This window comes from Paracoccus suum (assembly GCF_003324675.1).
Taxonomy (GTDB): Bacteria; Pseudomonadota; Alphaproteobacteria; order Rhodobacterales; family Rhodobacteraceae; genus Paracoccus; species Paracoccus suum.
In genome coordinates this window covers 1,211,465-1,228,543 of sequence record NZ_CP030918.1, presented here as the reverse complement: position 1 = coordinate 1,228,543, position 17,079 = coordinate 1,211,465, and the positions used below count along the sequence as shown (strand labels likewise).

Below are 17,079 nucleotides of genomic sequence, written 5' to 3'. Positions count from 1 at the left end.
CGGGGCACAAGGTGAACAAGGCCGCGGGCCGGCCGATGGTCAGACAGACCCGCACAGGCCTCAGGTCCCGGCCGGAGCTGCAGGCGCCGCGTCAGCGGGTGCTGCCGGATCTGCGGGAGCCGCCGGGGCTGCTGCGGGGTCAGCAGCCGGGGCTGCAGGGGTCGCCGCGTCCGCCGCAGGGGCTGCTGGCTCTGCCGGGGCAGCGGAACCGCTTGCCGGGGCTGCGGGTGCATCCGCAGCCGGGATATCCGCCGAAGGCGCGGCAGCGTCCGGCGCAGGCGTGGCGGGCGCGGGCGTGGCCGGTGCGGCGGCGTCGGCCGCCGGGGCAGCCTTAGCAGCAGGGGCAGCCTCAGCAGTCGGTGCAGCGTCAGAAGCAGGCGCCGCATCCGTCGCAGACTCGGCCTTTGTGTCGTCCGCTTTCGCCGGCTCGGCCGGCTTTTCCTCCGGCACCGGCACGGCGACGCCGGGCTTGTACCAGCTGTCGAGGCCATCCTGCAGCCGCTTGGCGCCATCCGCCGGCGTCATGGTGCCGTTGACCACTGCCGCCGACACGACCCAGGCCTCGTTCTCCAGGTTCGGCTCGCCGCGCGACAGGATCTGGTAGGTCGAGCGGATCGTGCTCTCGCAATTCTTGCGCCAGCCGGCGAACTCCTGCGCCAGTGGATCGTCCAGCTTTACCTCGGCCGAGGTCAGCGGGAAGAAACCGGGCAGCGCATTGGCATAGAGGGTCGCGAATTCGGGCGAGGCGACCCAGTCGAGGAAGGTGCGCGCGGCTTCCGGGTTCTTGGTCGCCGCGTTCATGCCGATGCCGATGTCGGTGTGATCGCTGATGTAGCACTTGTCGCCTTCCTTCGGGACCGGCGGCGGGAAGGCCCCCATCTCGAAAGCGCCGGCGATCTGGGGCGTGAAGGGCGCGATTTCCCAGCTGCCGGTGGGATAGATCGCCGCCCGGCCGAGGGTGAACAGGTTCTGGCTGTCGGGATAGCTCTGCGCCTCGAAGCCGTCGCCGAGATACGGCTTCCACTTGGCCAGTTGCTCCAGCGGGGCGACGAATTGCGGATCGGTCAGCTTGGCGGTGCCGGCGATCAGCGCCTTGCGGCCCTCCTCGCCGTGCCAATAGTTGGGGCCGATGTTCTGATAGCCCATGGTGGCGGCTTCCCACTGGTCGGGCGTGCCCATGTCCAGCGGAATATAGGTGCCGTCGGACTTGATCTTGTCGAGCGCGGCAAAGAACTCGGCCTCGGTCTTGGGCACCTCTATCCCGAGGTCCTTGAACGCGGTCTTGTTGTAGAGAAAGCCGTGGATCACGCTGGCCATCGGCACGCAGAAGGTCTGCTTGCCGTCGTCGGTGGTCCAGGCGGCCTTTGCCACCTCGGAGAAGTTGGCCATGCCGGGCAGGTCGGTCAGGTCGGCGAGCTTGCCCTTTTGAAAGAGGCCGAGCGAGGCATCGAACGGCCGGCAGGTGATCAGATCGCCTGCGCTGCCGCCATCCAGCTTGCTGTTCAGCACGGCGTTGTATTCGGCCGGGGCCGAGGGCGTGAAATTGACCTTGATGCCCGGATGGGCCGCCTCGAACGCAGGAATGATCTTCTCTTGCCAGATGGCCAGATCGTCGTTGCGCCAGCTCTCGATCGTCAGGTTCGCATCCTGCGCAAGCGCGGGCGAGACCATGGCGGTCGCCGTCAGCAGCCCCGCGATAAGCGTGCGGTAAATCATGAAGTTCCCCTCCCCGGTGACGGGTCTTGCCCGCCCTTCATCTCGACGCCATGGTGACGCGCGGCGCCTCGCCGCGTCAAGGACGGTGATGGACTGGGTTCTGGGCCTCGACGGGGGCGGCACGGGATGTCGCGCAGTGCTGGCCGACCGCGCCGGGCGCGTGATCGGGCGCGGCAGCGGCGGCCCGGCGAACATCATGTCCGACCGTGACGGCGCCCGTGCCAACATCATGGCGGCTGCTGATGCGGCGCTGGACGGACGGCCCGCGGCGCAGGTCGCGGCCTGCCTGGGACTGGCCGGGGCCAACATTTCAGGCGCGCGCGACTGGCTGGCGCCGATGCTGCCGTTCGGGCGCACGCGGGTGGTCCATGACGCCCTGACCTCGGTCGCAGGGGCGCTGGGGCCGGCCGACGGGATCGTCGCGGCAATCGGCACCGGCTCGGTCTTTTCGCGGCAACTGGCGGGGGCGGTGGTCAGCATCGGCGGCTGGGGCGCGGTGCTAGGTGACGAGGCGTCCGGCGCCTGGCTGGGAAAGCGGTTCCTGGCCCATGCGCTGCGCGCCGGCGACGGTATGGCCGAGGCCAGTCCGCTCGCGTCCGCTGTCATTGCCGATCTGGGCGGCCCGGCCGGCGTGGTCGCCTTTGCCCGCACCGCGACCGGCGCGGATTTCGCCGCCCTTGTTCCGCGCATCGCGGCCGATCCCGAGGACCCGGCCGCGCGGGCCGTGCTGCGGGACGGCGCGGCTGAAGTGGCGCAGGCCATCATCCGGCTGCAGCAGGGTGCCGAACTGCCCGTGGTGTTCATCGGCGGCCTCGGGCCGCTATATGCCGCGCGGCTGGCCGGACGCTGGCCGCAGATCGAGGCGCAGGGCAGCGCGTTGGACGGGGCGCTGCGACTGGCGCTGCAATTGGCTGAAGGAGCCGCCGCATGAGCCTGATGGCAGAGGAAATCGCGCAGATCCCGGAGGCCGCGGCCCGGTTCCTGACGCTTGCGGGCCCGGCCCTGCGTGACGCCGGCGCGCGCCTGCGCGAGCGCGATCCCCGGGTAGTGCTGACCATCGCCCGCGGCTCGTCCGACCACGCCGCCGCCTATCTCAAATACCTGGTCGAGCTTGCGGCCAGTGTGCCGGTCGCCTCGCTCGGGCCGTCCGTCGCCTCGGTCTACGGGCGGCCGCTGCGGGTTGGCGGCGCGGTCGCGGTGTCGATCTCGCAATCGGGCCAAAGCCCTGACATCGTCGCCGCGCAAGCGGCGGCCGGCGCCGGCGGCGCGCTGACGCTGGCGCTGACCAATCATCCCGCGGCGGTGCTGGGCCAGCAGGCCGATCTGACCTTGCCCCTCGCCGCCGGCGACGAGCGCGCCGTCGCGGCGACCAAGACCTTTGTTAACTCGTGCATCGCGGGCGCCGCGCTTGTCGCTCACTGGCGCGAGGATCGCGCCCTGCTCTCCGCGCTGGAGCGACTGCCGCAGGCGCTCGAGGATGCCATCACCCTCGACTGGCAACCCTTGGCGGCGGCACTGGAGGATGCATCCTCGGCCTATATCCTCGGCCGCGGACCCGGCTTTCCGCTCGCGTCCGAAATGGCGCTGAAGCTGAAGGAAACCTGCGCCATCCATGCCGAGGCCTTCAGCGCGGCCGAGGTGCTGCACGGCCCCGCCGCCATCGCAGAGGCAGGCTTTCCCGTCTTGGCCCTAAGCGTCGGCGATGCGGCGCGCGAGGGCGTGGCGGCGACCGCGGCGCGGCTGGCGGCGCAAGGCGCGCAGGTGTTCGTCACCGACACGGCCCCGCCCGGCACCACGACGCTGCCCCTGACGGCGCCCCTGCATCCGTGGCTCGACCCGCTGCTTGCCGTCGCCACGTTCTATGGCATGGCCGAGGCGCTGTCCCGCGCCCGCGGGCACGATCCTGACCGGCCGCGCCACCTGAAAAAGGTAACCGAGACCCGATGATCCTGCGCGGCGCCCGCATCTTTGATGGAACGCGGCTGGTGGACGGCATGGCCGTGCATGTCGAGGGTGACCGCGTGGCCCTGCGACCCGACGACGGCACCGGGCAGGACCTCGGCGGCGGGATCCTCGCGCCCGGATTTGTCGATTTGCAGGTCAACGGGGGCGGCGGGCTGATGCTGGACGGCCGCTCTGGCCCGGCCGAGATCGCAACGATCTGCGCGGCCCATGCCCGGCTAGGCGCCACCGGCATCCTGCCCACGCTGATCACCGACCGCCCCGAGGCGACCGCCGCCGTCCTCTCCGCGGGGATTGCCGCAGCCGAGGCAGGCGTGCCGGGCTTTCTGGGCCTGCATCTGGAAGGGCCGCACCTGGATCCGCGGCGCAAGGGGGCGCATGACCCGGCGCTGATCCGGCCGATGAATGATGCCGATCTGGCCCGCCTCCTCGATGCGGCGGCGCGCCTGCCGGCGCTGATCGTGACCCTGTCGCCGACCGCGGCGAGCCCGGCGCAGATCGCAGCCTTGGCAGGCGCCGGCGTGATCGTCAGCCTCGGCCACAGCGACTGCACCGCACCAGAGGCCGAGGCCGCGCTGGCCGCCGGGGCCAGCATGGTCACGCATCTTTTCAACGCCATGAGCCAACTCGGTCACCGCAGCCCGGGCCTCGTCGGCGCGGCGTTGGGCGGGGCGGCGGATTGCGGCCTGATCGCCGATGGCCACCATGTCGATCCGATCGCGCTGCGCGTCGCGCTGGCGGCCAAGCGGCAGGGACGGCTGTTCCTCGTCTCGGACGCCATGGCAGTCGCGGGCACGCAGGCGCGTGAGTTCACCCTCGGCGGCCGGCGTATCCTTCGCGAGGGCGGCCGCCTGACGCTGCAGGACGGCACGCTGGCCGGGGCCGATCTCAGCCTGCCGCAGGCGGTTGCCCGGCTGGTCGAGCTGACTGGCACGCCCCTGGAGGAAGCGCTGGCCATGGCCAGCCGCGTGCCCGCCGACATCCTGCGCCGCCCCGATCTGGGCCGCCTGAACGCGGGCGCGCGCGCCCATCTGGTCCACCTCGGCGATGATCTGGCGCTGCGCGCGGTGTGGCAGGACGGCAACCTGCTGGCGCCGCTGCCGGGGCCCGAAATGGCAGCCAGCACGGGGCTGGAAAACCGCCATCGCGACGGCTAGGGCTAGTCGATGATTCCGCTTCGTTATCGCCCGCATCTGTTCGCCCTGATCTCGCTGGGGCTGCCCCTTATCGGCAGCCAGCTGGCGCGATTGATGATTGGTGTCAGCGATACCGTGATCGTCGGTCGTTACGGGGTAGAGCCGCTTGCCGCGCTGGTGCTGGCGACCTCGTACCAGTTCATCCTGTTCATCTCGGGCTCGGGCTACGCCATCGGGCTGATGGGTGTGCTGGCCGCCGCGCATGCCCGCCATGACGAGGTCGAGGTCCGGCGCAGCATGCGCATGACTCTGTGGCTGTCGGGCCTGCACGCAATTGCGATGTTCCCGCTGATGTGGTTCTCCGGGCCGATCCTGCTGGCGCTGGGCCAGGACCCGCAGATCGCCAGCCTCGCCCAGCAATTCCTGCGCGTGTTCTTTCTGGCCATGGCGCCCATGCTGTGGGGCATGGCGATGAACAGCTACCTCGCGACCCTGGGCAGGGCGAACGTGGTGCTGTGGGTGACGCTGGCCGGACTGCCGCTGAACGTCGCGCTGAACTGGGCGCTGGTGTTCGGTAACTGGGGCGCGCCCGAGCTCGGCGTCGCCGGCTCGGCCCTCGCCTCGGTGATCGTAAACGTGCTGCAGATCACCGTGCTGTGGTTTTATGCGCTTTGGCTGCCCAAGGCGCGCGTCTATCAACTGGCCAAAAATTTCTGGCGGCCCGACTGGGGGCATTTCCGCCACGTCTTCCGCGTCGGCCTGCCAGTCGGCCTGACGCTGGTGGCCGAGGTCGGCATGTTCACCGGCGCCAACCTGATGATGGGTTGGCTGGGCCCGCAAGTGCTGGCCGCCCATGGCATCGCGCTGCAGTTGTCGGCGCTGGCCTTCATGATCCACCTCGGCCTCGGCAATGCCGCGACGATCCGGGTCGGCCACGCCGCCGGCCAAGGCGACGGCGCCTCGATCCGCGAGATCGGCTGGACGGTCATCGCGCTCTCGACCTGCGTGGCGGCCTGCACCGCCTCGTCCTTCGTCTTCCTGCCCGAGACCCTGGGCGGGCTGTTTCTCGACCCCAGCCACCCGCAGACACCCACCATCCTCGGCCTCGTGACCAAGCTGCTGTTCTGGGCGGCGCTGTTCCAGCTGGCCGACGGGCTGCAGGCGATTGCGCTGGGGCTGCTGCGCGGCATCCAGGACACGCGCGCGCCCATGCTGATCGCCGTCGTCGCCTATTGGCTGGTCGGCCTGCCGACCGGCTATGTTGCGGGTTTTATCCTCGGCTATGGCCCGCAAGGCATCTGGTTCGGCCTGCTGCTCGGCCTCGCCGTCGCGGCGGTGCTGCTGCTGCGCCGCTTCTGGGCCGGCGAGGCGCGCGGTTCCTGGACCCGCGCCGCCGCCCCCGTCCCATCCCACGCCCTGCCCGCCTGACCGCCACCGGAAAGGAGATCTCATGCGTCCGGTTTTCGTCCAGTTTCGCTGCCACCCCGGCAAGACCTACGAGGTCGCCGACGCGATCTACCAACGCGAAATCGCCTCCGAGCTTTACTCGACTTCGGGCGAGTGGGACCTGATGGCCAAGGTCTATGTGCCGGACAGCGAGGATGTCGGTCTATTCCTCAGCCAGCGGCTGTTCGACATTCCGGGCATAAATCGCACGCTGACGACCATCACGTTCCGCACCTACTGACATGAGTACGCTGGCGATCAGCGTCTGGCACGAACGCCCTGCGCTGCTGGCCGCGCAGATCGAAAATTACAACCGATGCTTCGGCGACCCGCTGACGCATATGATCAACATCAATGCCGAGTTTGCCGACCGCTTTTGGGCCGAGGCGCGCAAGCGGGGCATCGATTTCGACGCCTATGGCAACGTGCTGTTCGTCGAACGTCCCGTGCGGACCTATTACGCGGGCTTGGGCCACGCGATCTTTTACGCGGTGCAGGAGGCGCTGCGGCGGGGCGTGCCGTTCCGGCATGTCTATTTCCATACCTCGACCGACTTGTTGGTGAAGCCTGGCCTAGGCGCGCATATCGCCGCCCATGACGTCGGCCTCGCGCCGTCAAAGGGCCCCGAGATCCGGTTCCGACCCGATCACCGCGGTGTCGATTTGGTCAATTTCGCCGTCCCCCAGACCGAGGTCTGGGCGCAAAACATCACCCTCGACCCACGCTTTGCGACCGCCATGCAGGCCATGGGCGCGACGCGCCTGCACAAGATGCGCGCCGACGGCTGCTTTTTCAGCCGCGAGGCGTTTTTCGAGATCGCCTATCCGCTGGTCGCCAATATCAGCATCGCCGATATGGCCGCCCCGCCTCGCCGCTATCCGGTTGAAGAATACGGCCTGGCGCAGGCGGTCGAGTTCTTCTGCGCCCGCAATCCCGGCATCCGCCGCACCACGCAGGTGATCCTGACTATGCGCGGCGAGCGCAACGCCGTCACCATCGCCGGGATCGATCAGGCGCGCGCCGACCCCCTCAGGTTCGGGATCAAGAAATTCCCTGCCGATCCGGACGCGCCCGAGAGGCAATACGTGCGGGAAATACTCGCGCGAGACGCCTGAACAGGGACGCAGGCAGCGATCCGAATTGGCGTGTCACGTCCCGCGCGGCTTGGCGCGCATGGTCGGATCGGCGGCGCGCGGGTCCTCGGGCCAGGGATGGCGTGGATAGCGGCCACGCATGTCCTTGCGCACCTCGGGATAGCTGCTGTCCCAAAAGCCGGGCAGGTCGGTCGTGACCTGCACCGGCCGCCCGGCAGGCGACAACAGGGTGATGCGCAGCGGCCGGCCGGCGACGGTCGGGTGGGCGCTGACGCCATACATCTCGGGCAGCTTGACTTCGATCGATGGGTCCGCCGCGCCGTAATCAATGGGCACGCGTCGCCCGAGCGGGGTGGTGAAATGCGGGGGCGCCAGCCGGTCCAGCCGCTGCTGACCCTCCCAACCAAGGCGGGCGGTCAGCGCCTCGGTCAGATCGAGGGCGCGAAGATCGGCGCTGGTACGGGCGCGGGCCAGCCACGGCAGCAGCCAGTCGGGGTCGGCCAGCAGCGTAGCATCGTCCATCGGCTCGCCCAGCAGGGCCATGCGGCTGCGAAGCCTGGCGGCGGCAGCCGTCCAGGGCAGGCCGAGCGCGCGCAAGCCTTCGACTGCCGCGGCGGCCCGCAGTTCCACAGGCGGATCTGGCCAAGGGGTTTCGGTCAAGGTCAGCGCGCCCAACCGCTCGCGCTGCAAGGCAATGATGCGGCCGTCGCGCGGCGACCATGCGCAGACCGCCTCGCGCGTGATCCGCCCTTCATGCAGGGAACGCAGATCGCCCTCGGACAGCGCCGCCGCGAGGCGGATGCGCGGCTCAACCCCCGCACCGTCGAGATCGAGCGCGACGATCAGAGGCCCCGCCGCCAGCGGATCGCCCTCGGGCAGGGCCGCGCCGCGACCGCCGGACAGGATGAAGCGCGGCGCCTCGCCGGGGCGGCGCAGGCCGATGCGGTCGGGATAGGCTAGCGAGGCCATCGCGCCGGCGACCAGGCCCGGGACCGCCGCTTTGGGCGCGCGCTTGCGCAGCCGCACGGCCTCGGCCCGGATCGCCCCCATCTCGGGGTTGCGCATGGCGCGCAGGAGGGCCGCGACATCGGTGCCGTCGCCTTTCAGCGGCGCGCGCGCGGACAGCAGCGCCGCCAGATCGGCGGCCGCCGGGCCGGCCACGGCCAGCATATGCGCCAGCCGGGGGTGCACGGGCAAACCGGCCAGCAACCGTCCATGCGGCGTGATGCGCCCCGCCGCATCGAGGGCGCCAAGATCGGCGAGCAAGGCTCTCGCCTCGGCCATGGCAGCGGCAGGCGGCGAGGTCAGGAAGGCCATCTGCGCCGGATCGCCGCCCCAGACCGCAAGCTCCAGCGCCAGACCGGTCAAGTCTGCCGATGCGATCTCGGGCGGGGCAAAGGCGGGCATCGCGCCTTCCTCGGCCCGCGCCCACATGCGGTAGCAGACGCCCGGCGCGACTCGGCCAGCGCGGCCGCGTCGCTGTTCGGCCTCGGCCCGGCTGGCGCGTTCAGTTACAAGCCGCGACATGCCGCTGGCCGGGTCAAAGCGCGAGCGGCGGGCGCGGCCGGCATCGACCACCACCCGGACGCCCGGAATGGTCAGCGAAGTCTCGGCGATCGCCGTGGCCAGCACGATGCGCCGCATCGGACCGGGCTGCGACAACGCCGCCCGCTGCTGGGCAAAGGGCAAGGCGCCATAAAGCGGCACGATCTCGGCCGGCAGATCGCCGAGGCTGGCGGCGACGCGCCGGATGTCCCCTTCGCCCGGCAGGAAGGCGAGCAGCGTGCCCTCCGTCTCCTCGGCAAAGGCGTGGGCGATCAGGCGCGCCGCCTCGACGGCGAGACGCGTGCCGCCCGACAGCGGGCGCTCCAGCCAGCGGGTCTCAACCGGAAATGCGCGCCCTTCGGCGACAATTACCGGCGCGCCCTCCAGCAGTTGCGCCACCGGCTGCGCGTCGAGAGTGGCGGACATCACCAGCAGTTGCAGGTCGGGCCGCACCGCCTCCCGCGCCTCGACAATCAGCGCGAGACCGAGGTCGGCGTCGAGGCTGCGCTCGTGGAACTCGTCGAAAATGACGCAGCCGACGCCGGGTAGTGAGGGGTCCGATTGCAGCATCCGGGTCAGGATGCCTTCGGTCACGACCTCGATCCGCCTGCCGGGCACTGCCTCGCCGCGAATGCGAAAGCCGACCTGCCCGCCCGGCGCCTCGCCCAGCGTTTCGGCGAGGCGCTGGGCCGCCGCGCGGGTGGCAAGGCGCCGCGGCTCCAGCATCAGGATACGGCCCCGGATGTCCGGCAGCAGGGCCAAGGGCACCCCGGTTGTCTTGCCCGCGCCGGGCGGGGCGATCAGCACCGCGCGCCCGGATTCCGCCAGTGCCGCACGCAGTTGCGGGATGACTGCATCGATTGGCAGGGCGGGCGCGTTGGTCATGGCAGCTTATTGGCGGGACGGGCGGTTGGCGTCTAGGGACAGGCGAAATCGGGCGACGGAAACCGGGGCGGGCGCACCCGCCGGCGCCCTACACATCTTGGCCGCCCCAACATATGTTTCGCGGCACGCAACGAAAGGCGCATGATGGGACTGGCAGGCGACATGATGCAGGGGCTCGGCCTTGCAGATCCGGTCATCCGCCTTGGCGTCACCGGGCTCAGCCGCGCAGGCAAGACGGTTTTCATCACCTCGCTGGTCGCCAACCTGATGGATCGCGGCCGGATGCCGGCGCTGCGGGCGGCGGCCTCGGGCGATATCCGCGCGGCTTGGCTGCAGCCGCAGCCCGACGACACGATCCCGCGCTTTGACTTCGAGCGTCACTTGGGCGCGCTGACCGGGCCAGACCCCTTCTGGCCCGAGGGTACGCGCAATGTCAGCGAGCTGCGACTCTCGATGCGCGTCCAGCCGCGCGGGCTGCTGAAGGGTCTGCGGGGCGTCCAGACGCTGCATCTGGATATCGTCGATTACCCCGGCGAGTGGCTGCTGGACTTGCGCCTGATGGAGCGGGATTTCTCGACTTGGTCGGCCGAGGTGCTGGAGCGGATGGCCCACCGCCCGGGCGGCCCCGCCTATCGCGACTTGCTGCTGGGCATCGACCGCGACGCTCGCTTTGAAGAGCCCGAGGCCCAACGCCTGACCGCCGCCTATGTCGCCCATCTGGAGGCTGCGCGCGATGCCGGCTTCGCCGATGCGACGCCGGGCCGCTTTCTTCTGCCGGGCGAGATGGCCGGCTCGCCCGCTCTGACCTTTGCGCCGCTACCGCCAGAGCTGGTCGCCTCGCGCCTCTGGCGCGAGTTCGAGCGCCGCTTTGACGCCTACAAGTCGCGCGTCGTGCGGCCGTTCTTTCGCGATCATTTCTCGCGCATCGACCGGCAGGTCGTGCTGGTCGATGTGTTGGGCGCGATCCATGCCGGCCCGCAGGCGGTCGAGGATACCCGGCGCGCGATGGCCGACATCCTCACAGCCTTCCGCCCCGGCCGGGCCGGCTGGCTGGCGGCGCTGATGGGCGCCCGCAGGGTCGAGCGCATCCTGTTCGCCGCAACCAAGGCCGACCACCTGAATCATGTTCAGCACCCGCGCCTGGCCGCGATCGTCAGCGCCATGTTGCGCGAGGCGCGCGACCGGGCCGATTTTTCCGGCGCGCGGACCGAGGCGATGGCGATTGCCGCCCTGCGCACCACGACCGAGGACGTGATCCACGAAGACGGCGAGGAACTGCCCGCCGTGCGCGGCACGCTGATGGATGGCCGTCAGGCCTCGTTCTATCCGGGCGAGTTGCCGGCGGACCCGGCCGAACTGCTGGTCCCGGCGCATGACGGAGCTACCCGCTGGCTAGACGCCGATTACGCGGTGATGAACTTTGCCCCGGCGCCGCTGACGCTGAAACCGGGCGACGGCCCGCCTCACATCCGGCTGGACCGGGCAGCCGAATTCCTGATCGGGGACCGGCTATGAGCGATACGTCCAGGCCGGGACCGCCCAAGCGCCGCGGGCCCCTACTGGTGCCGCTGGACGGCCCGGGCCGGGCGCCGATCCCGCCCCGCGGGCCGCGCGAGCCGGGGACTTCGCCCGCTTTCGAACCGCGCGCCCCGGAGGAGGGTCCGCAGGTCCGCCCGGCCGCGCGCGCCGCGCCCTCGCCCGCCGACGCGCCGCCCATCGACGACGGGCCGACCGGCCTGCCCAGCCCGCGCGCCATGGAGATGGTCGCCCGCATCGCCGGGCGCGAGCCGCCCGCCGCCGTCAAGCTGTTCATCAATGCCGGTGGCGCGCTGCTGACGTTCCTTCTGTCAGTCGCGGCGCTGCGGTTCATCGACGATCTGATGACGCGATATCCGCTGCTGGGCTGGATCGGGGTGGTGCTGTTCGCGCTCTTCACCCTCGCGACCCTGCTGCTTGCGCTGCGCGAATACCTGGCCTTCTCGCGCCTTCGGCGGATCGATGCCATCCACCGGCAGGCAGCCCTGGCACTGGCGCAGGACGACCTGCGGCAGGCGCGATCCGTCGCTGAGGCGCTCGAGGGGCTGTATGCCGGCCGTCCTGAAATGGCACGGGCGCGCCAGCGCGTTTCCGAGGCACGACTGGACAGCTATGACACGCAGACCCTGATGTCGGTGGCGGAAACGGAGCTGCTGGCCCCGCTCGACCAGCAGGCGCGGCGCGAGATCGAGGCGGCGTCGCGCACCGTCGCGGCGGCGACGGCCCTTATCCCATTGGCGCTGGCTGATGTCGCGGCGGCGCTGTTTGCCAACCTGCGCATGATCCGCCGCATGGCCGAGATCTATGGCGGCCGGGCCGGCGCGGTCGGCGGGTGGCGTCTGGCGCGCACGGTGATGACGCATCTGGTGGCGACCGGCGCGGTTTCAGCCGGAGACGATCTTATCCACACGGTCGCCGGGGGTGGCGCGCTGGCCAAACTGTCGCGCCGCTTTGGCGAAGGGGTGGTCAACGGCGCCCTGACCGCCCGCGTCGGTATCGCCGCGATGGAGGTCTGTCGCCCCCTGCCCTTCATCCACCAGCCACGCCCCAGGGTCACGAACCTCGTCGGCCGTGGCCTGCAGGGATTGTTCGGCAGTCGGGACTAGGGGTCTTGCCCTGCGGGGGCGGGCCAAAGCGGTTTCAGATAGTGGGGCTACTCGTGGGCTTTCGCCTACTCCACATAGTCCCGCCAGCGGTTCACCAGCGGATAGCGCCGGTCCAGCCAAAAGGCCTTGGTCGAAAGCCGCGGGCCGGGCGCGGCCTGATAGCGCTTCCACTCGCTGCCATAGAGCAGCGCCTCAACCCGTTTCACGACCGCGGGGTCGAACCCCTGCGCGACCAGATCCTTCAGGGCCAGGTCGCGCTCGACCAGCCCTTCGAGGATCGCGTCGAGGACCGGATAGGGCGGCAGGGAATCCTCGTCCTTCTGGTCCGGGCGCAACTCGGCTGACGGCGGTTTGTCGATGATTGCAGGCGGGATGACTTCGCCCGCCGGGGCCGCCATCCAGTCCCGATGATTGTCATTCCGCCAGCGGCAGGTCTGGAACACCCGCGTCTTGTAGAGATCCTTGATCGGATTGTAGCCGCCGGCCATATCGCCATAAATCGTGGCATAGCCGACCGCGACCTCGGACTTGTTGCCGGTGGTCAGCAGCAATTCCCCGAACTTGTTGGAAATCGCCATCAGCATCAGCCCGCGCAGGCGGGACTGGATGTTTTCCTCGGTCAGGTCGGGCTTGGTCCCCGCCATGACGCCGGACAGCGCCTCGGCCACCGCGCCGCGCGCACCTTCGATCGGCACGGTATCGAGGCGGATGCCCAGGCGCCGCGCGACCTCGGCCGCGTCATCCAGCGACGCTTGCGACGTGTAGAGGCTGGGCAGCATCACCCCGCGCACGTTCTGGGGGCCCAGCGCGTCGGCAGCAATGGTCGCGACCAGCGCGCTATCGATGCCGCCGGACAGGCCCAGAACCACCTTGGAAAAGCCCGACTTGCGCAGGTAATCGCCAAGACCGACGACCATGGCGCGGTAATCCTGCTCCCATGCGTCGGGCTGCGGGGCCATCTGCCCGCGCTCGCAGCGCCAGCCGGCGTCAGTGCGGGTGAAATCGAGATGCGCGATCCCCTCGTCAAAGGGCGGCAGCTGCACGACTTTTTCGACCCCGGGGTTCAGCACGAAGCTGGCGCCGTCATAGATCTGGTCATCCTGCCCACCGACGCTGTTGAGGTAGACCAGCGGCAGGCCGGACTCGACCACGCGCGCCACCATGTGGCCCATGCGCAGGTCCAGCTTGTCGCGGTGATAGGGGCTGCCGTTCGGCACAAGCATGATCTCGGCCCCGGTTTCGGCCAGGGTCTCGGCCACCTCGGGCCACCAGCTGTCCTCGCAGATGGGACTGCCGATGCGCAGGCCATCCACGACATAGGGCCCGCTGATCGGGCCCTGGTCAAACAGCCTCCATTCGTCGAACAGCTGCTTGTGCGGCAGGTTGTGCTTGAACACCTTGGCCGCGATGCGCCCGCCCTGCAGGACCAGATAGGCGTTGTAGAGTTTGCCGCCCTCGCGCCACGGGCCGCCGATCGCCAGCGCCGGGCCATCGGCGCAATCGCGGGCGAGGGCCTCGATTGCGGCCATCGCGTCCTCGATAAAGGCGGGCTTCAGCACCAGATCCTGGGTCTGGTAGCCGGTGATGAACATTTCCGGCAGGGCGACCATCTGCGCGCCGGCGGCCTTTCCCTCGGCCCATGCCGCGCGGGCCTTGGCGGCGTTGCCTGGCAGGTCGCCCACCGTGGGGTTCAGTTGCGCGATGGTCAGGCGGAAACGATCGGTCATGGGGCACCCCGGCTGGTCGGCCCGTGATACGAACCTGTGCGGCAAAGGGAAAGTCGGCCTTTGCGCCCCGCCGCCCAAGGGGTTACACCCGGGCCGGTCACGCGAAGATGAGGGCGCCATGCGGGCAGTGATTGCGGCACTGATGCTGGGGTTGACGGCGGCGGGAATTGCGGCCGGCCCGGCGGGCGCGGCCGATCCGGTCGTCAGCAAGCAATATGACGACGGCGGCGTCTACGAGGGCACCTTCCGCAACGGCCTGCAGCACGGCCGCGGCAGCTACACCCTGCCCTCGGGCTATCGCTACGAGGGCGATTGGCTGGAGGGCAAGATCACCGGCCAGGGCACCGCGCATTACCCCAACGGCTCGGTCTATGAGGGCGCGTTCCGCGACGGCAAGCCGGACGGCCGCGGCAAGATCACCTATCCCGACAAGTCCAGCTACGAGGGCGACTGGAAGGCCGGCGAGATCACCGGCCAGGGCATCGCGCGCTACGCCGACGGCTCTGTCTACGAGGGCGGCTTTGTCAGCGCCAAGCATGACGGGCGTGGCAAGCTGACGATGAAGGACGGCTATGTCTACGACGGCGACTGGAAGGCCGGCGTCAAGGAAGGCAACGGCCGCATCACCTTTCCCGACGGATCGACCTACGAGGGCGGGATGCGCGGCGGCTTGCGCTCTGGCCGGGGCAAGCTGGTGATGGCCGACGGGCTGACCTACGAGGGCATCTGGGCCAATGGCGAGATGAACGGCACCGGCAAGCTGGTCCAGCCCAACGGCAGCACCTACGAGGGCCCGATGGTCGCCGGAAAGCGCGAGGGCGAAGGCGTCGCGACCTATCCCAACGGCGATACCTATACCGGCGGCTTCAAGGCCGACCAGCGCGAGGGCCAGGGGACCTTCAAGGGCGCCGATGGCTATGTCTACACCGGCGCGTGGAAGGCCGGCAAAATGTCGGGCGCGGGCCGCATCACCTATCCCGACGGCTCGGTTTACGAGGGCGCGCTCGTGGACGATCTGCCGGGTGGTCAGGGCAAGATCACCTATGCCGACGGCTCGACCTACACCGGCGAATGGAAAGCCGGCGTGATCGACGGCAAGGGCCTCGCCACCTATGCCGACGGGATGGTCTACGAGGGTAATTTCCGCGCCGGCCGCAACGAAGGCCAGGGCCGCATGACCCTGCCCGGCGGCTATGTCTACAGCGGCTCGTGGCACGAGGGGCAGCGCCATGGCGAAGGCCAGGCGACCTATGCCGACGGCACGGTCTATACCGGCGCCTTCGTCCATGGCGAGCGCGAGGGCAAGGGCAAGCTGACGACACCCGACGGCTTTACCTATGAAGGCGGCTGGAAGGCCGGCCAGATCGACGGCGAAGGCACAGCGACCTACGCCAATGGGGATGTCTACAAGGGCCATTTCGAGGCCGGCAAGCGCCAGGGTCAGGGCGAGATGCGCTATGCCACGGGGCAGGTTGCGACAGGCACGTGGCGCGACAACCGCTTGTCGGGGGGCGACGGCGCGCAAGGGGAGGCGCCGGCGACGGATGCGCCAGCCGGTGGTTCGGCAACCGAACCTGCGCCGGCCGATGCTGCTGCAACTGAAGTTGCGCCCGACACGCCGCCGGCGGACGCGGTTCCTGAGCCTGCAGCGACAGATCCGGTGGAGAAGCCGGCACCTTCAGCGACCGACAAAGCTGAAGACGCCCCGGCAACGTCAGCCGGAGACGCTGCCCTCGCCCCCGCCGAAGCGGCAATCAACGCAGCGCGGGACGCGCTGACGCCCTGATCCGGCGGAAGTGTGAAGCAGCGGCCACCACTCGCTGCGCGCCGGCGCGACGGATCAGTTCGCCAAACCCATAACCTCGGCCGTCAGCCGATAGCTCTCGCGCCGTTTTTCCGCGTCATGGATCTGCCCGGTCAGGATCAGCTCGTCCGGCTGGTACTTCGCGATCAGTGCCTCCAGCCGCGCCCGCACGGTCTGCGGCGCCCCGATGGCCGCGATGCTGAGGGCGCGCTCGACCGCCGGCAGGATCGTCGCCGGAACCTCGGCATGGATGTCCTCGACCGGCGGCGGCAGCTTTCCCGGGCGGCCGAGGCGCAGGCGCGCAAAGGCCTGCAGGGCCGAGGTGCGCAGGTAGTTCGCTTCGGCATCGGTCGGGGCGGCGATCACATTCACCGCCAGCATGAACCGCGGCGCGTCGCCCCAGGGACCCGGCTGGAAACGCGAGCGGTAGAGATCGATAGCCCCCTCCAGCTCCGCCGGGGCGAAATGGCTGGCGAAGGCGTAGGGTAGCCCGAACGCCGCGGCCAGCGAGGCGCCGTAAAGACTGGACCCGAGGATCCAGACCGGCACCTGTGTGCCCTCGCCCGGATGCGCATGCACAGGCGCGTCGCTACGCCGAGGCCCCAGATAACCGATCAGCTCCAGCACGTCGTCGGGAAAGCGGTCGCCGCCGCCAAGCCCGCGGCGCAGCGCCTGCATGACCGCGCCGTCGCCACCCGGCGCCCGGCCGAGGCCAAGGTCGATCCGCCCCGGAAAGAGGGTCGCGAGTGTGCCGAACTCCTCGGCCACGCGATATGGCGCGTGGTTCGGCAGCATGATCCCTCCCGCGCCGACGCGGATGGTGCGGGTCGCCGCTGCGATCTGGCCGATCAGGATGGCGGTCGCGGCGCTGGCGATCCCCTCCATGTTGTGATGCTCGGCCAGCCAGTAGCGGTGATAGCCCCAGCCCTCGGCCGCCTGGGCGAGCGCGATGCTGTTGCGCAAGGCGGTCTGGGCATCCGATCCCTCGGGCACCGGGGCGAGATCGAGGATCGACAGTTGCATCGCGCGTCTCCTGCTGGGGCGAGGGCGAGATAGGCACGCGAGGGCTGTCTTGCCAGTGTAAGGCGCGACAGGCATGGTTCGTGCACCCCGCGCGAGAGA

12 protein-coding genes and 1 pseudogene are annotated in these 17,079 nt (G+C 69.9%); 9 read left to right on the top strand and 4 right to left on the bottom strand.

Translation table 11 applies throughout. The features are described from left to right. Positions 1 to 465: 465 nt before the first annotated feature. Positions 466 to 1,716 (bottom strand): annotated as a pseudogene (locus DRW48_RS05910) (ABC transporter substrate-binding protein); the annotation flags it as partial. A gap of 88 nt (positions 1,717 to 1,804) precedes the next feature. Here DRW48_RS05910 and DRW48_RS05905 point away from each other — a divergent pair. Genes DRW48_RS05905 through DRW48_RS05880 form a run of 6 tightly spaced genes read left to right on the top strand, consistent with a single transcriptional unit; the run spans position 1,805 to position 7,375 of the window. Further along, on the top strand, positions 1,805 to 2,647 hold the full coding sequence (locus tag DRW48_RS05905; protein WP_114075599.1) for a glucosamine kinase nucleotide-binding domain-containing protein: 843 nt from the start codon (positions 1,805 to 1,807) through the stop codon (positions 2,645 to 2,647). After that, positions 2,644 to 3,663 (top strand): SIS domain-containing protein, encoded by a 1,020-nt coding sequence (locus DRW48_RS05900; protein WP_199286166.1) that lies wholly within the window; start codon positions 2,644 to 2,646, stop codon positions 3,661 to 3,663. The genes DRW48_RS05905 and DRW48_RS05900 overlap by 4 nt, the downstream gene beginning before the upstream one ends. Continuing rightward, complete coding sequence (gene nagA / locus DRW48_RS05895) at positions 3,660 to 4,835, top strand: N-acetylglucosamine-6-phosphate deacetylase (protein WP_114075598.1); 1,176 nt, start codon at positions 3,660 to 3,662, stop codon at positions 4,833 to 4,835. The genes DRW48_RS05900 and nagA overlap by 4 nt, the downstream gene beginning before the upstream one ends. A gap of 9 nt (positions 4,836 to 4,844) precedes the next feature. Continuing rightward, positions 4,845 to 6,242 carry an MATE family efflux transporter gene (locus DRW48_RS05890; RefSeq protein ID WP_114075597.1) on the top strand — a complete coding sequence of 466 codons (1,398 nt, stop codon included), beginning with the start codon at positions 4,845 to 4,847 and terminating at the stop codon, positions 6,240 to 6,242. 22 nt (positions 6,243 to 6,264) lie between these two features. Beyond that, positions 6,265 to 6,501 carry an Lrp/AsnC ligand binding domain-containing protein gene (locus DRW48_RS05885; RefSeq protein WP_114075596.1) on the top strand — a complete coding sequence of 79 codons (237 nt, stop codon included), beginning with the start codon at positions 6,265 to 6,267 and terminating at the stop codon, positions 6,499 to 6,501. Between the two features lies 1 nt (position 6,502). Then, positions 6,503 to 7,375 (top strand): hypothetical protein, encoded by an 873-nt coding sequence (locus DRW48_RS05880; protein WP_114075595.1) that lies wholly within the window; start codon positions 6,503 to 6,505, stop codon positions 7,373 to 7,375. A 33-nt stretch (positions 7,376 to 7,408) separates the two neighbouring features. Here the strand turns inward: DRW48_RS05880 and hrpB are convergent, their stop codons facing one another. After that, positions 7,409 to 9,784: an ATP-dependent helicase HrpB gene (gene hrpB / locus DRW48_RS05875; RefSeq protein ID WP_114075594.1), complete on the bottom strand. Its 2,376-nt coding sequence runs from the start codon at positions 9,782 to 9,784 to the stop codon at positions 7,409 to 7,411. A gap of 144 nt (positions 9,785 to 9,928) precedes the next feature. Here hrpB and DRW48_RS05870 point away from each other — a divergent pair, with 144 nt between their 5' ends. Beyond that, entirely contained in the window at positions 9,929 to 11,299 is a 1,371-nt protein-coding gene (locus DRW48_RS05870) for a YcjX family GTP-binding protein (RefSeq protein WP_114077395.1), read from the top strand. Then, on the top strand, positions 11,296 to 12,426 hold the full coding sequence (locus DRW48_RS05865; protein ID WP_114075593.1) for a YcjF family protein: 1,131 nt from the start codon (positions 11,296 to 11,298) through the stop codon (positions 12,424 to 12,426). The genes DRW48_RS05870 and DRW48_RS05865 overlap by 4 nt, the downstream gene beginning before the upstream one ends. A 65-nt stretch (positions 12,427 to 12,491) precedes the next feature. On the opposite strand, the gene DRW48_RS05860 is transcribed toward DRW48_RS05865, so the two are convergent. Continuing rightward, positions 12,492 to 14,153, bottom strand: a complete 1,662-nt coding sequence (locus DRW48_RS05860; protein ID WP_114075592.1) for an NAD+ synthase — start codon at positions 14,151 to 14,153, stop codon at positions 12,492 to 12,494. Positions 14,154 to 14,271: 118 nt separating this feature from the next. Here DRW48_RS05860 and DRW48_RS05855 point away from each other — a divergent pair, with 118 nt between their 5' ends. Next, positions 14,272 to 15,939: an MORN repeat-containing protein gene (locus tag DRW48_RS05855; RefSeq protein WP_114075591.1), complete on the top strand. Its 1,668-nt coding sequence runs from the start codon at positions 14,272 to 14,274 to the stop codon at positions 15,937 to 15,939. A gap of 54 nt (positions 15,940 to 15,993) precedes the next feature. Here DRW48_RS05855 and DRW48_RS05850 read toward each other — a convergent pair whose 3' ends face one another. Further along, complete coding sequence (locus DRW48_RS05850; protein WP_114075590.1) at positions 15,994 to 16,980, bottom strand: LLM class flavin-dependent oxidoreductase; 987 nt, start codon at positions 16,978 to 16,980, stop codon at positions 15,994 to 15,996. Positions 16,981 to 17,079 lie beyond the last annotated feature (99 nt).

Coding starts and splice junctions, on each gene's coding strand:
- DRW48_RS05905 (WP_114075599.1), top strand. CDS start 1,805: ATGGACTGGGTTCTGGGCCTCGACGGGGGCGGCACGGGATGTCGCGCA.
- DRW48_RS05900 (WP_199286166.1), top strand. CDS start 2,644: ATGAGCCTGATGGCAGAGGAAATCGCGCAGATCCCGGAGGCCGCGGCC.
- nagA (WP_114075598.1), top strand. CDS start 3,660: ATGATCCTGCGCGGCGCCCGCATCTTTGATGGAACGCGGCTGGTGGAC.
- DRW48_RS05890 (WP_114075597.1), top strand. CDS start 4,845: ATGATTCCGCTTCGTTATCGCCCGCATCTGTTCGCCCTGATCTCGCTG.
- DRW48_RS05885 (WP_114075596.1), top strand. CDS start 6,265: ATGCGTCCGGTTTTCGTCCAGTTTCGCTGCCACCCCGGCAAGACCTAC.
- DRW48_RS05880 (WP_114075595.1), top strand. CDS start 6,503: ATGAGTACGCTGGCGATCAGCGTCTGGCACGAACGCCCTGCGCTGCTG.
- hrpB (WP_114075594.1), bottom strand. CDS start 9,784: ATGACCAACGCGCCCGCCCTGCCAATCGATGCAGTCATCCCGCAACTG.
- DRW48_RS05870 (WP_114077395.1), top strand. CDS start 9,929: ATGGGACTGGCAGGCGACATGATGCAGGGGCTCGGCCTTGCAGATCCG.
- DRW48_RS05865 (WP_114075593.1), top strand. CDS start 11,296: ATGAGCGATACGTCCAGGCCGGGACCGCCCAAGCGCCGCGGGCCCCTA.
- DRW48_RS05860 (WP_114075592.1), bottom strand. CDS start 14,153: ATGACCGATCGTTTCCGCCTGACCATCGCGCAACTGAACCCCACGGTG.
- DRW48_RS05855 (WP_114075591.1), top strand. CDS start 14,272: ATGCGGGCAGTGATTGCGGCACTGATGCTGGGGTTGACGGCGGCGGGA.
- DRW48_RS05850 (WP_114075590.1), bottom strand. CDS start 16,980: ATGCAACTGTCGATCCTCGATCTCGCCCCGGTGCCCGAGGGATCGGAT.